This window comes from Microbacterium sp. (assembly GCF_051860965.1).
GTDB lineage: Bacteria > Actinomycetota > Actinomycetes > Actinomycetales > Microbacteriaceae > Microbacterium.
In genome coordinates this window covers 23414-38946 of record NZ_JBIMKU010000012.1, presented here as the reverse complement: position 1 = coordinate 38946, position 15533 = coordinate 23414, and the positions used below count along the sequence as shown (strand labels likewise).

General features: G+C 69.4%; 17 protein-coding genes. 5 read left to right on the top strand and 12 right to left on the bottom strand.

What is annotated here, in order from left to right; genetic code table 11:
• Nucleotides 1-10: 10 nt before the first annotated feature.
• Both ACTIFV_RS18285 and ACTIFV_RS18280 read right to left on the bottom strand, forming a co-directional pair.
• Entirely contained in the window at nt 11-637 is a 627-nt protein-coding gene (locus ACTIFV_RS18285; protein ID WP_439594234.1) for a hypothetical protein, read from the bottom strand.
• The gene (locus ACTIFV_RS18280; RefSeq protein ID WP_439594233.1) at nt 637-1401 is read right to left on the bottom strand and encodes a hypothetical protein; all 765 of its coding nucleotides are present in this window, start codon (nt 1399-1401) and stop codon (nt 637-639) included. Before ACTIFV_RS18280 ends, ACTIFV_RS18285 begins: the two co-directional genes overlap by 1 nt.
• Before the next feature lie 274 nt (nt 1402-1675).
• Between ACTIFV_RS18280 and ACTIFV_RS18275 the strand changes: the two genes are divergently transcribed.
• A complete protein-coding gene (locus ACTIFV_RS18275; protein ID WP_439594264.1) occupies nt 1676-4192 on the top strand; it encodes an ATP-dependent Clp protease ATP-binding subunit in 2517 nt (838 codons plus the stop codon).
• A 69-nt stretch (nt 4193-4261) separates the two neighbouring features.
• A complete protein-coding gene (locus ACTIFV_RS18270; RefSeq protein WP_439594232.1) occupies nt 4262-4765 on the top strand; it encodes an amino-acid N-acetyltransferase in 504 nt (167 codons plus the stop codon).
• Here ACTIFV_RS18270 and ACTIFV_RS18265 read toward each other — a convergent pair.
• The 6 genes from ACTIFV_RS18265 to paaA form a co-directional block, all read right to left on the bottom strand.
• Entirely contained in the window at nt 4752-5522 is a 771-nt protein-coding gene (locus ACTIFV_RS18265; RefSeq protein ID WP_439594231.1) for an enoyl-CoA hydratase/isomerase family protein, read from the bottom strand. The two genes, ACTIFV_RS18270 and ACTIFV_RS18265, sit on opposite strands and share 14 nt — an antisense overlap.
• A gap of 7 nt (nt 5523-5529) precedes the next feature.
• Nucleotides 5530-6660 carry a 1,2-phenylacetyl-CoA epoxidase subunit PaaE gene (gene paaE, locus ACTIFV_RS18260; protein WP_439594230.1) on the bottom strand — a complete coding sequence of 377 codons (1131 nt, stop codon included), beginning with the start codon at nt 6658-6660 and terminating at the stop codon, nt 5530-5532.
• Nucleotides 6660-7145, bottom strand: coding sequence for a 1,2-phenylacetyl-CoA epoxidase subunit PaaD (paaD, locus tag ACTIFV_RS18255; RefSeq protein ID WP_439594229.1), 486 nt, complete (start codon nt 7143-7145; stop codon nt 6660-6662). The genes paaE and paaD overlap by 1 nt, the downstream gene beginning before the upstream one ends.
• Entirely contained in the window at nt 7139-7891 is a 753-nt protein-coding gene (gene paaC / locus ACTIFV_RS18250) for a 1,2-phenylacetyl-CoA epoxidase subunit PaaC (RefSeq protein WP_439594263.1), read from the bottom strand. The genes paaD and paaC overlap by 7 nt, the downstream gene beginning before the upstream one ends.
• Nucleotides 7892-7953: 62 nt before the next feature.
• Nucleotides 7954-8259 (bottom strand): 1,2-phenylacetyl-CoA epoxidase subunit PaaB, encoded by a 306-nt coding sequence (paaB, locus tag ACTIFV_RS18245; protein WP_439594228.1) that lies wholly within the window; start codon nt 8257-8259, stop codon nt 7954-7956.
• Nucleotides 8256-9203 carry a 1,2-phenylacetyl-CoA epoxidase subunit PaaA gene (gene paaA, locus ACTIFV_RS18240; protein WP_439594227.1) on the bottom strand — a complete coding sequence of 316 codons (948 nt, stop codon included), beginning with the start codon at nt 9201-9203 and terminating at the stop codon, nt 8256-8258. The genes paaB and paaA overlap by 4 nt, the downstream gene beginning before the upstream one ends.
• Before the next feature lie 110 nt (nt 9204-9313).
• On the opposite strand from paaA, the gene ACTIFV_RS18235 reads away from it, so the two are divergent.
• On the top strand, nt 9314-9706 hold the full coding sequence (locus ACTIFV_RS18235; RefSeq protein ID WP_439594226.1) for a DUF5684 domain-containing protein: 393 nt from the start codon (nt 9314-9316) through the stop codon (nt 9704-9706).
• Nucleotides 9707-9738: 32 nt separating this feature from the next.
• Here the strand turns inward: ACTIFV_RS18235 and paaI are convergent, their stop codons facing one another.
• From paaI to ACTIFV_RS18215, 4 genes are read right to left on the bottom strand one after another with little or no spacing between them, the layout of a single operon-like run.
• On the bottom strand, nt 9739-10119 hold the full coding sequence (gene paaI / locus ACTIFV_RS18230) for a hydroxyphenylacetyl-CoA thioesterase PaaI (RefSeq protein ID WP_439594262.1): 381 nt from the start codon (nt 10117-10119) through the stop codon (nt 9739-9741).
• Between the two features lie 38 nt (nt 10120-10157).
• The gene (gene paaZ, locus ACTIFV_RS18225) at nt 10158-12179 is read right to left on the bottom strand and encodes a phenylacetic acid degradation bifunctional protein PaaZ (RefSeq protein ID WP_439594225.1); all 2022 of its coding nucleotides are present in this window, start codon (nt 12177-12179) and stop codon (nt 10158-10160) included.
• Nucleotides 12161-13018, bottom strand: coding sequence for a 3-hydroxyacyl-CoA dehydrogenase family protein (locus ACTIFV_RS18220; protein WP_439594224.1), 858 nt, complete (start codon nt 13016-13018; stop codon nt 12161-12163). Before ACTIFV_RS18220 ends, paaZ begins: the two co-directional genes overlap by 19 nt.
• A complete protein-coding gene (locus ACTIFV_RS18215) occupies nt 13015-13743 on the bottom strand; it encodes an enoyl-CoA hydratase/isomerase family protein (RefSeq protein WP_439594223.1) in 729 nt (242 codons plus the stop codon). Before ACTIFV_RS18215 ends, ACTIFV_RS18220 begins: the two co-directional genes overlap by 4 nt.
• Nucleotides 13744-13886: 143 nt before the next feature.
• Here ACTIFV_RS18215 and ACTIFV_RS18210 point away from each other — a divergent pair, with 143 nt between their 5' ends.
• Nucleotides 13887-14498 carry a TetR/AcrR family transcriptional regulator gene (locus ACTIFV_RS18210; protein WP_439594222.1) on the top strand — a complete coding sequence of 204 codons (612 nt, stop codon included), beginning with the start codon at nt 13887-13889 and terminating at the stop codon, nt 14496-14498.
• A gap of 80 nt (nt 14499-14578) precedes the next feature.
• Entirely contained in the window at nt 14579-15265 is a 687-nt protein-coding gene (locus ACTIFV_RS18205; RefSeq protein ID WP_439594221.1) for a hypothetical protein, read from the top strand.
• The last annotated feature ends 268 nt before the right edge of the window (nt 15266-15533 follow it).

The following is a 15533-nucleotide window of genomic DNA, read 5'->3' as shown; positions in this document are numbered from 1 at the left end:
GCCGCATCCATCACACAAGCCCTTCCGTGTCGCGCTTCAGCTTCGTGCCGTAGCTGAACACGAGCGACAGGGCGAGCACTGCGATGCCGGCGAGCAGCACGCCGGGCTCGAACGAGAACCCGACGACGAAGACATCGTTCGCGACCGGGTTGAGCTCGTCCGCCGCCATCATGCGTCCGAGACCGCCCAGTCCGCCGGCCAGGAGGCTGCCGATCAGCAGCGCTGCGCCGGCGATCTGCGTCGCGACGATGAGGGATCGGTGGAAGGGCCGCTTCCACATCAGCAGGAACAGGAAGTAGACGATCGCGCCGACGGTCACCGCGGCAGTGAGGGCTCCGAGCGCGATGCCGAGCCCGATCATCCAGCGCGCGGCGTCACTGAGGCCGGTCGCCGTCACCCACGCGGACTCGTAGGTGGCGGCGGCGATGGATGCTCCGGTCTCGGTGGATCCGGAGTGCGGCAGATCGGCCCGGGTGAGCATCGACAGCGTGGTCTCGCCGCCGATCAGCGCTCCCAGTCGGCGCAGAGGCGGGAGCAGCACGGCGAGACCGACGACACCGGCGGCCGCCATGAAGAGGATCAGGATGCCGCGCTCCATGCCGTGCGAGATCGTGACGGGCGTGCGGGGAACGGTCATCAGACGAGTCCTTCCGTTTCGCGTTGCAGAGAGAAGCCGTACCGGAACACCGCCGCCAGGGCGGCGAAGGCGAGGGCCGCCCCGATCGGCCAGAAGTCGATCGTCAGGTTGAAGGCGGGGCTGGGCAGCAGAAGGTCGGGAGTGACGCCCTCGGGGTAGCCCACGATGTCGGCCGACTGCCACCGCAGCGCGGCGTCCGAAGCGATCGAGCCGGCCCATCCGCACAGGAGCTGGGTGCCGAGCCCGCCGAGGAGGACGACGACAGCCGTGATCATCGAGGCGCGCGCGACGACGGGTGCGAACGCGGAGCCACGCAGGAGCTGGAAGCACACGAGCGCGATGAGTCCGGCGATGGCGGTCGGGACCAGGAGACCGATGAACTGGCCGATCGCCCACAGCACGCGCGCCGCGGGTGGGGCGCCCGCGATCGACAGTTCGGCCTCGGTGAATCCTCCGCCCACGACGCTCGTGGAGCCCGTGTCGATCGTGACGCCGGGGAGGGGCAAGGGCCAGTACGACGAGGTCGGCACCGTCATGAGCACGGTGTCGCCGGCGAGGTTCACGACCAGCCCGATCACCGCTCCGATGAGACAGAGCGCACCGTAGAACGCGGCGATCGTGAGGGTGAGACTCACGACGGGGGCGGGGTCTCCCGTCGCTCGCGCTCGCCGAGCGCGTCGGTAGAGGATGACCGCGAGGACGACGGGCACACCCACCATGAGGAGCAGGATGGCGGTGTGCCACCCGACGAGGGATGTGAGCACGAGTTCTCCATATCGATAGTCGTTGTTATCGAAAAACGATATGGCGACGGATGCTGCGCGTCAACCCCTCATTCGTTCGGTCGGAGGATCGCGCCTCAGTCGGAGGATTGTGCGCTGGTCGTCCGACTCCTGCGTGATCCTCCGACCGGACGGCGCGATGTCCGCGGCGCGCTATGCCGACGGCGAACACGGGCACCCGGCATCCATCGCCTCGTTACCCTCTTTACAAGGCGCGAGATCGCGCCGCGTGGCCCCTGTGCCGGAGGTTTGAATGATGTTCGAGAGATTCACGGATCGTGCCCGTCGTGTCGTCGTCCTCGCCCAAGAAGAGGCGAAGATGCTCAACCACAACTACATCGGTACCGAGCACATCCTGCTCGGTCTGATCCACGAGGGCGAGGGGGTCGCCGCCAAGGCGCTCGAGTCCCTGGGCATCTCGCTCGACGCCGTGCGCGAGCAGGTGCAGGACATCATCGGCCAGGGGCAGCAGCAGCCGACGGGTCACATCCCGTTCACGCCGCGCGCCAAGAAGGTGCTCGAGCTGTCGCTGCGCGAAGCGCTGCAGCTCGGCCACAACTACATCGGCACGGAGCACATCCTGCTCGGTCTGATCCGCGAGGGCGAGGGCGTTGCCGCCCAGGTCCTCGTCAAGCTCGGCGCCGACCTCAACAAGGTGCGCCAGCAGGTCATCCAGCTGCTCTCGGGTTACCAGGGCAAGGAGCCCGCCGCCGTCAGCGGCGCCGCGAGCGAGTCGACCCAGGCTGCCCAGGGTGGCTCTGCAGTGCTCGACCAGTTCGGCCGCAACCTCACGCAGGCCGCGCGCGACAACAAGCTCGATCCCGTGATCGGTCGCGAGAAGGAGATCGAGCGGGTCATGCAGATCCTCTCGCGCCGCTCCAAGAACAACCCCGTCCTCATCGGCGAGCCCGGCGTCGGCAAGACCGCCGTCGTCGAGGGCCTCGCCCAGGCGATCGTCAAGAACGACGTGCCCGAGACGCTCAAGGACAAGCAGGTCTACTCCCTCGACCTCGGTTCGCTCATCGCCGGGTCCCGCTACCGCGGTGACTTCGAAGAGCGGCTCAAGAAGGTCACCAAGGAGATCCGCACGCGCGGCGACATCATCGTCTTCATCGACGAGATCCACACGCTCGTGGGTGCCGGTGCCGCCGAGGGTGCCATCGACGCGGCATCCATCCTCAAGCCGCTCCTCGCTCGCGGTGAGCTGCAGACGATCGGCGCCACGACGCTCGACGAGTACCGCAAGCACTTCGAGAAGGATGCCGCCCTCGAGCGCCGCTTCCAGCCGATCCAGGTCGCCGAGCCGAGCCTGCCCCACGCGATCAACATCCTGAAGGGCCTGCGCGATCGCTACGAGGCGCACCACAAGGTGCAGATCACGGACGGCGCGATCGTCGCCGCGGCGAACCTCGCCGACCGCTACATCTCGGACCGCTTCCTTCCCGACAAGGCGATCGACCTGATCGACGAGGCCGGCGCCCGCCTGCGCCTGTCGATCCTCTCGAGCCCGCCCGAGCTGCGCGAGTTCGACGAGAAGATCGCCGAAGTCCGCCGCCAGAAGGAGCAGGCGTCGGAGGACCAGGACTTCGAGAAGGCCGCCGCCCTCCGCGACGAGGAGAAGTCGCTGCTCGCTGAGCGCCTGCGTCTCGAGAAGCAGTGGAAGAGCGGGGATGTCGCGACGCACGCCGTCGTCGACGAGGGCCTGATCGCCGAGGTGCTCGCACAGGCGACCGGCATCCCGGTCTTCAAGCTCACGGAGGAGGAGTCCAGCCGCCTCGTCTTCATGGAGAAGGCGCTGCACCAGCGCGTCATCGGCCAGGAAGAGGCGATCGCAGCCCTGTCGAAGACGATCCGTCGTCAGCGCGCGGGGCTCAAGGACCCGAAGCGTCCCTCGGGATCGTTCATCTTCGCCGGACCCACCGGAGTCGGCAAGACCGAGCTCGCCAAGGCGCTCGCCGAGTTCCTCTTCGACGACGAGGCCGCGCTCATCTCGCTCGACATGTCGGAGTTCGGTGAGAAGCACACGGTCTCGCGCCTGTTCGGTGCCCCCCCGGGATTCGTCGGATTCGAAGAGGGCGGCCAGCTCACCGAGAAGGTGCGCCGCAAGCCGTTCTCGGTCGTGCTCTTCGACGAGATCGAGAAGGCTCACCCCGACATCTTCAACTCGCTCCTGCAGATCCTCGAAGAAGGTCGACTGACCGACGGTCAGGGCCGGGTCGTCGACTTCAAGAACACCGTCATCATCATGACGACCAACCTCGGCGCTCGCGACATCGCGGGCGGGCCGGTCGGGTTCCAGGTCGAGGGTGACAACGCGACGTCGTACGACCGCATGAAGGGCAAGGTGCAGGAGGAGCTCAAGCGGCACTTCAAGCCCGAGTTCCTCAACCGTGTCGACGACATCATCGTCTTCCCTCAGCTGTCCAAGCCCGAGCTCGTGCAGATCGTCGACCTGTTCACGAAGCGCCTCGGCGACCGTCTGCTCGACCGCGACATGACGATCGAGCTGTCGCAGTCGGCGAAGGAGCGCCTCATCGAGATCGGGTTCGACCCGGCCCTCGGTGCGCGTCCGCTGCGTCGCGCGATGCAGCGAGAGGTCGAGGACCGCCTGTCCGAGAAGATCCTGCACGGCGAGCTGAATGCGGGCGATCACGTGAAGGTCGACGTCGAGGGCGGCGAGTTCGTCTTCGAGAACGGCCCGCGCGGCGACAAGGTCGCGATCGGTGCCGTCGCCGGCGAGATCGCCGCGACCCCCGACATCGCGATCGCGTAACCTCAGAACACGCGAAGGGCGGATGCTTCGGCATCCGCCCTTCGTCGTTCCCGGCTCTAGGCTGGACCCGTGAGCGGATACATCGTGCGGGCGGCGCGCAGCGCCGACGTGCGCGGCATCCAGACGCTCCTCGAGCCGTTCGTGCAGCGCCGGATCCTGCTCGGAAAAGACCTCGTCGTGCTCTACGAGGCCGTCCAGCAGTTCCTCGTCGCCGAGGACGAGAACGGCCGCCTCATCGCCTGCGGCGCCCTCCACGTCATGTGGGAGGACCTCGGCGAGGTGCGCACGCTCATCGTCGCCGACGACTGGCTGCACCGCGGCGTCGGCCGTGCCGTCGTCGAGGGCCTCGAGGCGAACGCCCGCGCCCTCGGACTCAGCCGGCTGTTCTGCCTGACGTTCGAGGTCGAGTTCTTCCAGCGCCGGGGCTTCTCGCCGATCGGCGAGCAGGTCGTCGATCCCGACGTCTACTCGCAGCTGGTGCGCAGCCCCGACGAGGGCATCGCCGAGTTCCTCGATCTCGCGCACGTCAAGCCGAACACGCTCGGCAACACGCGCATGCTCAAGCGCCTCTGAACGTCGGCGTCCGCTTCTCCTGGAACGCGGCGAAGCCCTCGCGGTAGTCGTCGGTGTCGCACAGCGCCGTCTGCGCGGCGTTCTCGAGCTCGATCGACTGCCACATGGTGAGCTTCTCGTCGCGCTGGCGCGCCAGCAGCCTCTTGCTCGCGATGAACGCGGCCGTGGGTCCGGATGCCGCGCGGGCCGCGGCATCCATCGTCTGCTGCCGCAGCTCGTCGGCGGGGAAGACGCGGGAGAACAGACCGGATGCCACGGCTTCGGCTCCCGACATGAGCCTGCCCGTATAGATGAGGTCGAGCGTGCGGTGCATGCCGAGACGTTCGGCGAACAGGGAGTGGCCGCCCGAGTCGAGGGTCGCGCCCAGCGCGGCGAACGGCGAGCCGATCTTCGCGGTGTCGGCGACGTACACGACGTCGGTCGCGACGAGCAGGCCGAGCCCGACGCCGAGGCACGCCCCCTGTGCGGCGGCGAACGTCGGGGCGGGGAAGGCGGCCATCCGGCGCAGAAGGGGTGTCACGAGACCATCGAGGTAGCCCATGACGTCGTCGTCGCGCGGGTCGACGTGCGAGATGTCGCGTCCGGCGCAGAAGGCGCGGCCTTCGCCCGTGAGCACGAGAGCGCGGACTCCGGATGCCTCGGCCTCGGCGTACGCCGCCGACAGCTCGACGAGGGCCGTCTCGTCGAGTGCGTTGAGCTTCTCGGGGGCGTTCAGCGTCACGTGGGCGACGGCGCCGTCGATGGCGAGGTCGATCATGATGCTCCTAGACGTCGTAGTCGACGACGACCCGTTCGGTCGTCGGGTGGGACTGGCAGGTGAGCACGTAGCCGCGATCGAGCTCCTCGGGTTCGAGCGCGAAGTTCTGGGTCATGCGCACAGAGCCGTCGACGACGCGGGCCCGGCACGTGCCGCAGACGCCGCCGGCGCACGCGAACGGCACGTCGCCGCGCACGCGCAGCGCCGCGTCGAGGATCGCCTCGTCGGCGGCGACGGGCGTCTCGACGGTCGACGACAGGCCGTCGAGCCGGAACTCGATCGTGCGCATCTCATCGCCGACGCGCACCTCGACAGGGCGGCCGCGATCGACACGCGGGCCGTCGGCGTCCGTCGTGAAGAGCTCGAAGCGGATGTCGGACGCCGCCACCCCGTGTCGCTCGAGCGTCTCGCGGCAGAGCGCCACGAGCTCGAACGGTCCGCAGAGGAACCACTCCGTGACGGACGTCGGGGGCAGGAGGCGGTCGAGGATCGCGTCGAGCTTCTCGCCGTCGATGCGGCCCGAGAGGAGCGGCGCCGCGCGCTGCTCGCGCGAGAGCACGTGGTGCAGTGCGAGCCGTGCGGGGTAGCGGTCTTTGAGGTCGGCGAGGTCCTCGAGGAACATGACGTCCTGCGTCGCGCGGTTGGTATAGACGAGCGTGAAGCGGGCGGTGGGCGACGCGGCGAGGACGGATGCCGCGAGCGACATCATCGGTGTGATGCCGGACCCCGCGGCGATGCCGGCGAGGTGGGCTCCATCGAGGTCGGGAAGGTTCGACGTGAAGGCGCCCTCGGGGCTCATGACGTCGATGCGGTCGCCGACGGCGAGGTTCTCGTGCGCCCAGACCGAGAACAGCCCGCCCAGGTCGCGTTTGATGCCGACGCTGATCGACCCCGGTGCGGGCGGCCGGCAGATCGAGTAGCTGCGCCGCACCTCGCGGCCGTCGACGTGCGCGCGGAGGGCGACGTACTGCCCCGGCAGGTAGTCGTACTCGCCGTGCAGCTCCGGCGGCACCGCGAACGTCACCTCGATGCTCTCGGCCGTGAGGGGGCGGATGCCCGAGATCTCGAGTTCGTGGAAGCGCGCCCGCCGGCGCTGCGGCTTGTCGGAGAGCGCGCGTTCGCGCGCGGCGGTGGCCATCACAGCACCTTGAAGTGGTCGAAGGGCTCGAGGCATCCACGGCACTCGTACAGCGCCTTGCACGACGTCGATCCGAACCGGGCGATCTCGACGGTGTCGAGCGACCCGCACCGCGGGCACTTCACGGCCAGGCGCAGCCGGATCGGACCCTGGCCGACGGCCGAGCGGCCGGAGGGCGGAGCGATGCCGTACTCGGTGAGCTTGCGCTTGCCGGCATCCGTCATCCAGTCCGTCGTCCACGCGGGGGAGAGGGTCGTGCGCACGTCGACCCGCTCATATCCCGCGTGCGTGAGCGCGAGCACGACGTCGTCGCGCATCGTCTCGAGCGCCGGGCAGCCGCTGTAGGTGGGCGTGAGCGTCACGATCACACGATCTCCGTCGACCTCGACGTCGCGGAGCACGCCGAGGTCCTCGATCGTGAGCACGGGGACCTCCGGGTCGGTCACCGACGCGGCGACGGCCCACGCCTCGGTGCGCGTCACCACGTCGCACCCGGATGCTGTCGTGCGAGCACCTGCATCTCGGCGAGGAGGTAGCCCATGGTCGCGAAGTGGCGGCCGTCGCGACCACCGCCGGCCGACACGAATCCTGCGGGCACGGTGATCTCGGCTTCGGCGAAGACCGCGTCGATGACGGCGTCGAAGCCGGCGCGCAGCGAGGAGGGTCGCGCGGCGATGCCGTCGAGACGGCCGGTGAGCGGCTCGTCGCGGAAGAGCTCGTCGACATAGGGCCACGTCGCGGCGACCGCGCGCAGCATCCGTTCCCGCGACTCCTCGGTGCCGCCCGCGAGTCGCAGGGTCCACTGCACCGCGTGGTCGCGGTGGTAGTCGACCTCTTTGAGCGACTTCTCGGCGATCGCCGAGAGCGTCGCATCGCCGGAATGGCGCAGGGCCGAGTACAGCTCGAACATGTACGTCGAGACGATGAGCTGGCGCGCGATCGTCTGCGCGAAGTCGCCGTTGGGCTGCTCCACGACCCAGGCCGAGCGGAACTCGGACTCGTCCCGGAGGTAGGCGAGGTCGTCCTCGGTCCGGCCGTCGGCCGTCCCGGCGTAGCGGAGCAGCGAGCGCGCGTGACCGAGCAGGTCGAGCGCGATGTTGCCGAGTGCGACGTCCTCCTCGAGCTCGGGGGCCCGAGCGATCCACCATCCGAGCTGCTGCGACAGGATGAGCGCGTCATCGCCGAGCCAGAGGGCGTACTCGGCGACGTCGGGGGAGGCCGTGGCATCCATCGCCTCGACGAACTCGTCGGCGAGGTCGAGGGCGTCGACGGACACGTGGACATCGTGGTCTGTCACAGGTGCGGCACCCCCTCGGACGCCGTGTAGTACACGGCGTGGCGGTAGTTCTTGCCCGCGGGGCTCTCGAAGTACGCGCCCTTGGCATCGGGGTCGCTCGTCGTGATCGCGTCGGCCGGCACGACCCAGATGGAGACGCCCTCGCCGCGGCGCGTGTACAGATCGCGCGCATTGCGCACGGCGAGGTCGGCGTCCGGCGCGTGCAGCGAGCCGACGTGGACGTGGCTGAGGCCGCGATTCGCGCGGACGAAGACCTCCCACAGGGGCCACTGCTCTTCGGGGCGAGCTCCGGGAGTCGTCACGCCGCCACCGCCCTGGCCGCCTGCTTGCGCGCGTACTCGGCGGCCGCTTCGCGCACCCACGCGCCGTTCTCGTGGGCTTCGCGGCGCGCACGCAGGCGCTCGGCGTTCATGGGTCCGCGGCCCGCGAGCACCTCGAAGAACTCGGTCCAGTCGATCTCGCTCATGTCGTACCGCCCCGCCTCCTCGTTCCAGCGCAGGTTCTCGTCGGGGAGCGTGACCCCGAGGATCTCGGCCTGGGGCACGAGCATCCCGAGGAATCGCTGACGCAGCTCGTCGTTCGAGAAGCGCTTGATCTTCCACGCCGTCGACTGCGCCGAGTTCGGGGACTGGTCGTCGGGCGGTCCGAACATCATGAGGCTCGGCCAGTACCAGCGGTTCACGGCGTCCTGCGCCATCGCGCGCTGCGCGGAGGTGCCCTGCATGAGGGTCAGCAGGATCTCGAAGCCCTGGCGCTGGTGGAACGACTCCTCTTTGCAGATGCGCACCATCGCTCGGCCGTATGGTCCGTACGACGCGCGGCACAGCGGCACCTGGTTGCAGATGGCCGCGCCGTCGACGAGCCACCCGATCGCGCCCATGTCGGCCCAGGTCGGGGTCGGATAGTTGAAGATCGACGAGTACTTCGCCTTGCCCGAGATCAGCTGGTCGGTCATCTCGTCGCGCGTGATGCCGAGGGTCTGCGCGGCGGAGTAGAGGTAGAGTCCGTGGCCCGCCTCATCCTGCACCTTCGCCATCAGGATGGCTTTGCGCTTGAGGCTCGGCGCGCGGGTGATCCAGTTGCCCTCGGGCTGCATGCCGATGATCTCGGAGTGCCCGTGCTGCGAGATCTGCCGGATCAGCGTCTTGCGATAGGCCTCCGGCATCCAGTCCCGTGGCTCGATGCGCGAGTCGGCGGCGATGAGGTCGTCGAACCGGGTCTGCTCGTCGGTGTTCTCCGTGGTCATCCTCGACTCCAGGTCTTTACAGAACGATCGTTTAGTTATTATGCCAGATCGGCGCGCCGCCGCGGGAGGAGAGAGTGGATGCTGCCGAACCTGACAGTATGCTGTGAGCCATGAACGCCCTCGCCTCCGTCGTCACGCCCATCGAGTACTCCCCCCTGCACACCGTCTGGATCGTGATCGGGCTCGCCTGGTACGTCCTTCTCGTCGTGGCACTGTGGAAGGTCTTCACCAAGGCCGGCTACCCGGGATGGCTCGCCATCATCCCGATCGTGAACACCTTCGTCCTGGTGAAGGTGGCCGGATTCTCGGCCTGGCTGGGGCTGCTCTACCTCATCCCCATCGTCAACATCGTCTTCCACATCATCGTGTCGCTCCGCATCGGCAAGGGCTTCGGAAAGGGAGCGGCGTTCTCGATCTTCCTGATCTGGCTGCTCTCGGCGATCGGATTCCTCATCCTCGGCTTCGGCTCGGACACCTACGACAAGGCGCGCATCACCGCCTGACCGTCACGGGCAGCCGTCCGACCGGGGCTCCGTCAGGCGAGCTGGTCACGGGTCGTGACGGATCGCCCACGGAACTCGGCGACCACCGCTCCCGTCTCGTCGGTGACGGTGACGTCGTAGAGCCGCGATCTGCCGCCGCCGGCGCGCAGTCTCGCCTCTGCCGTGAGGGTCTGACCCGGCCGCGTCGGCGCCAGGAAGGCGATGTCGGCGCCCGCGGCGACGGTGACCCGGTCGCCGTCGTTGCAGGCCATCGCGAACGCCGTGTCGGCGAGCGAGAACACCATGCCGCCATGGGTCAGCCCGAATCCGTTCGTCATGTCGTCCCGCACGGGCATCGACACGATCGCGTGATGGGGCTCGTCGAGCTCGACGGCCATGCCGAGAGCCGCCGATGCGCGATCGGCGAGGAGCATCCGGCGCTCCCCGGCGAACCATTCCGCGGGGTCGACGCTCACGACTTCGCCACCAGCGTCAGCACGTCGTAGGTCGCGACGGTCTCGTCGTCCTGATTCCGGATGACGGCATCCCACCGGACTTCGCCGTACTCGTCGGTCTCGCGCGGTGTGATCTGCTTCGCCGTCAGGTCGACGCGGATCTCGTCGCCGGGGGACACGGGGGTGATGAAGCGCAGGTTCTCGAGGCCGTAGTTGGCGAGCACCGGGCCTGGGTCGGGGTCGACGAAGAGACCCGCGGCCCACGACACGAGCAGGTAGCCGTGTGCGACACGGCCCGGGAAGAACGGGTTCGCGGCGGCGGACTCCTCGTCCATGTGCGCGTAGAACGTGTCGCCCGTGAAGTGCGCGAACGTCTCGATGTCGTCGAGCGTGACCTCGCGGGATGCCGACGCCACCTGGTCGCCGATCCGCAGCTCGGCGAGCGACTTGCGGAACGGATGGCGCCCGTCGGGCCGCGCGGTCGCCCCCGCGTGCCAGACCCCCGTCAGGGCCGTGAGCATCTCGGGCGAGCCCTGCACGGCGGTGCGCTGCATGTGGTGCAGCACCGCACGGATGCCGCCGAGCTCCTCGCCGCCGCCTGCACGGCCGGGGCCGCCGTGCACGAGGTTGGGCAGCGGAGAGCCGTGCCCCGTCGAGGAGCGGGCGTCATCGCGGTCGAGCAGCAGCACGCGGCCGTTGAAGGCCGAGATGCGTGTCGTGAGCTCGACCGCGATCTCGGGGTCGTGCGTCGCGATGCTCGTGACGAGCGATCCGCCGCCACGGGCGACGAGCTCCGCCGCCTCTCCGACCGTGTCGTAGGGCAGAACCGAAGCCACGGGCCCGAAGGCCTCGACCTCGTGCGCGGCGGGGGTGGCGGCATCCCGGAATCTCACCAGCATCGGCGAGACGAACGCCCCCTCGCCGCCCGTCGAGCCCACCACGATCTCGCCGCCGGCGTCGACCAGTCGCGAGACCTGGCGCAGCACCTCGTCGCGCTGGGCGATCGAGGCGAGGGGACCCATCGTGACGCCCTCGGTGCGCGGGTCGCCGACGACGACACGCTCGTCGATACGGGCGCGCACGGCGTCGATGACGGCGTCGACGGATGCCGCGGGCACGAGCGCCCGGCGGATCGCGGTGCACTTCTGGCCCGCCTTCGTCGTCATCTCGGTCACGAGCTGGCGCACGTAGGCATCGAACTCGGGGGTGCCCGGCGTCGCGTCGGGTCCGAGGATCGAGGCGTTGATCGAGTCGGTCTCGCTCGTGAAGCGCACGCCGTCGGCCGCCTGCGCGCGCAGCTTCTCGGCCGTCGACGCGCTCCCCGTGAACCCCACGAGGTCGCCGAGCCCGAGATGGTCGAACAGTCCGGGGACCGCGCCGCTCACGAGCTGGAGCGAGCCGTCCGGCAACAGCCCGGACTCCACCAGGATCCGCACGAACGCCTCGGCCAGGTAGGCCGTCGGGGTCGCCGGCTTGACGATGGTCGGCACGCCCGCGAGGAAGGCGGGGGCGAACTTCTCGAGCGCGCCCCAGACGGGGAAGTTGAAGGCGTTGATCTGCACCGCGACGCCGGGGAGCCGCGTGTAGATGTGGCGGCCGAGGAACGAGCCGTCCTTCGACAGCGGCTCGACGGGCCCGTCGACGTACACCTTCGCGTTCGGCAGCTCGCGGCGGCCTTTGCCCGAGTACGAGAACAGGACGCCGATCCCGCCGTCGATGTCGACCCACGAGTCCTGTTTCGTGGCACCCGTGCGGGACGACAGGGCGTACAGCTCCTCCTTGCGCTCCGTGAGCGCGAGCGCGAACTGCTTGAGCCGCACCGCCCGCTGGTGGAATGTCAGGCCACCGAGACCGCGCTGACCGACGTCACGGGCGTACGCGAGCGCACCTTCGAGGTCGATGCCCGCCGTGCTCACGAGCGTCACAGGGTCGCCGGTCGAGGCATCCCGCACCTCGCTCGCGTCCGTCGTGTCGGCAGGCGACCACCACGCGCCCTGGAGGTAGCTCGGCAGGATCTCGGTCACGAGTCGTTCTCCCATTCGTAGAAGCCTCGTCCGCTCTTTCGGCCCAGTCGTCCCTCGGCGACCATGCGGCGCAGCAGAGCGGGCGGTTCGAAGCGCGGTCCGAGACGATCGTGCAGTTCTTCGGCGATCCCGAGACGCACGTCGAGTCCGACGATGTCGGTCGTGCGGAGGGGGCCGACCGGATGCCGGTATCCGAGCACCATCGCGGCGTCGATGTCCTCGGCCGACGCGACACCCTCGTCGAGCATGCGGATCGCCTCGAGTCCGAGCGCGACGCCGAGGCGGCTCGAGGCGAAGCCGGGGGAGTCGCGCACCGTGGTCGGCGACTTGCCGAGGGACGCCACCCAGTCCTCGACGCACTCGACGACGGGACCGTGCGTCGCGGTGCCGACCACGATCTCGACGAGCGACGACGCCGGCACGGGGTTGAAGAAGTGCATCCCGATGAAGCGCTCCGGCCGTCGAAGCCCGATCGCGAGGTCGTCGATCGAGATCGAGGAGGTGTTGGAGGCGAGGATGGATGCCGCAGCCATCACCGCTTCGGCGCGAGTCAGGGCCTCGGTCTTCAGCGCGCGATCCTCGGGAACGGCTTCGATGACGAGGTCGGCGTCCGCGAAGGCGGCGATCTCGGTGCCCAGCGACAGAGCCTCGAGCAGGTCGAACTCGGCGACGGAGGTCGTGCCGCGCTCGATCGAGTGGCGGAGACCGGCGCGGATGCGGGCGGATGCGGCATCCATCGCCGTGGCGTCGCGCTCGACGACGTGAACGCGCGAGCCCGCGAGCAGGAACGCGTGCGCGATGCCGGCACCCATGCGACCGCCGCCCAGCACGCCGACCCGCTGCGGCGCGGTCATCGGGATGCCCGCCTCTCGAGGAACGCCGTCATGCGGCGGTGCTTCTCGGGGCTCTCGAACAGCTCGGCCTGCAGCTCGAGCTCGATGGCCGGGTGCTGGTCGCGGGGGGCGTGCAGGGCGCGCTTCGTGTGCATCGTGGCGAGCGGGTCGTTCGCGGCGATGCGGTCGGCGAGCCCGTGCGCGGCGTCGAGCAGAGCGTCGGGGTCGTGCAGCGAGGCGACGATGCCCCAGTCGAGAGCGTCATCGGCGTCGAGGATGCGCCCCGTGAGCAGCAGCTCGCCCGCGCGGGCTTCGCCCACGATCTCGCGCAGGCGCCACGTCGCGCCCGCGGCGGGCATGATGCCGAGCCCGGTCTCGGGGTTGCCGAAGCGCAGTCGAGGCGTCGCGATGCGCAGGTCTGCGGCCAGTGCGAGCTCGGCACCGCCGCCGAGCGCGTAGCCGTCGAGTGCCGCGATGACGGGCATCGGCAGCTCCCTGACACGGATGAATGCCGTCGCGTTGATGCCGCGCCGGGCGTCCTCGGCCGTGCGCTCGCGGAGTTCGGCGATGTCGGCGCCGGATGCGAAGACGCCGCCCGACCCCGTCACGATGAGCGTGCGCGGCTCGGCCTCGAGCTCGGCGCACAGGTCATGGAGCGCGGAGATCGTCTCCTGGTCGATCGCATTGCGTCGCTCGGGGCGATCGAGCGTCGCGATGACGCGGTCGTGTCGTCGCTCGACGATCACGGGGCATCCTCCGCGCGCCCGTGTGCCGAAGGCGAGGCGTCGACCATGACGTACTCCTGAATTACCAACCGAACGTTCAGGAAATCAGTATGACGGATGGGATGCCGCACGGCAAACGCACCCCGTCGTGCCAGACTGAGCCCGTGTCAGACCTCGAGGCTTCCGCGCCGGCGCCGCGCCGCGGTCGACCGGGCTACGACCGTGACCAGATCCTGGGGGTCGCCGTCGAGGTCTTCATCGAGCTGGGTTACGACGCGACGTCCGTCGCGGCACTGGCCGAGCGTCTCGGGCTGTCGAAGTCGGCGCTCTACCACCACTTCGCCTCGAAGGAGGAGCTGCTCAGCGTCGCGCTCGACGAGGCTCTCGGCGCACTCGAAGGCGTTCTCCGCGAGAGCGGGGCGTCTCGGGCGACCGCCGGTGAGCGGCTCGGATACGTCCTCGAGCGGGCGGTGCGTGTTCTCGTGGAGAAGCTGCCGTACGTCACGCTGCTGCTCCGGGTGCGGGGCAACAGCGACGTCGAGCGACGCGCCCTCGAGCGGCGCCGCGCCTTCGATCACGAGGTGACGGGGCTCGTGCGCGCCGCGCAGACCGAGGGCTCGGTGCGCGCCGACATCGACGCCTCGGTCGCGACGAGGCTCATCTTCGGCATGGTCAACTCGATCGTCGAGTGGTACCGGCCCGCAGGATCCGAGTCCGCCGCCGACCTCGCCTCCGACGTCATGACCGTCGCGCTCGACGGACTCCGCACGCGCTGACCAGCGCTCTCCGGCGCCCGCGGCGCCCGTGCGCCGCGCGCCGCCCGGGCTGGGCGCCGCCGCGTGCTTACCATGGCCGCATGACCGGCACGACACCGCGCAGACGGCACTCGCCGGCGGTCTACCGCCGTCGCCGACTGGTGCTGCTCGGCGGTCTGGTGCTGGTCGTCGCCGTCATCGTGTGGCTCGTGGTCGCGCCCCCGTGGCGGGGCCAGGCATCCACATCGTCCCCGCCGGAAACCGACGCGGTCGATGTCGCGGCGACCGAGCTGCCCGCGGTGACCGACGGCTCGGAAGCGGCGACGGGTGAGACGCCCGCCGCCGAGACGCCCGAGCCCGCGGCATCCGGCACCCCCACTGCCAAGGCGTGCGATGCGGGAGACATCGTCGTCGAGGCCGTGACGGATGCCGACACGTACGGAGCCGGACAGAATCCCGGGCTCTCCATCACGCTCACGAACAACGGTCCGGCGTGCTCGCTCAACGTCGGCACGACGACGCAGGTCTTCGCCATCACCAGCGGTGCCGATACGTGGTGGCGCTCGACGGACTGCCAGAGCGAGCCGAGCGACATGATCGTGCTGCTCGCTGCCGGCCAGACCGTCTCGAGCGCCACGCCCGTCACATGGGACCGCACGCGTTCGGAAGTCGGCAGCTGCGCCGACGCGAACCGCCCGGCCGCGCCGGCAGGTGGCGCGTCGTATCATCTGAGCGTCTCGATCGGCGGAATCGGCTCCACCCAGTCCAAGCAGTTCTTGCTCTACTGACCGCCGGAATCGTTACGGTCGACCGAAAACCGCGTGGTTCCGCGGATTTTGCCTTGAAACGTTCGAAAAAAGCCCCTCACCACCCGTGGCGTATTCACAGGAATTGTCCGCCGAAGAGGGGACAGACGGTAGGAAACGCCTGGCGTAGCCTGATATCAGCTCCCGTAGCGACGCGGATCACACCCCTGTCCCCAGCAGTGGGCTCGTTCCCCAGCGAGATAACCCGCGGCGCATTGCCAGAATCGGAGAGCGTTCGGCCCTCTCGGGC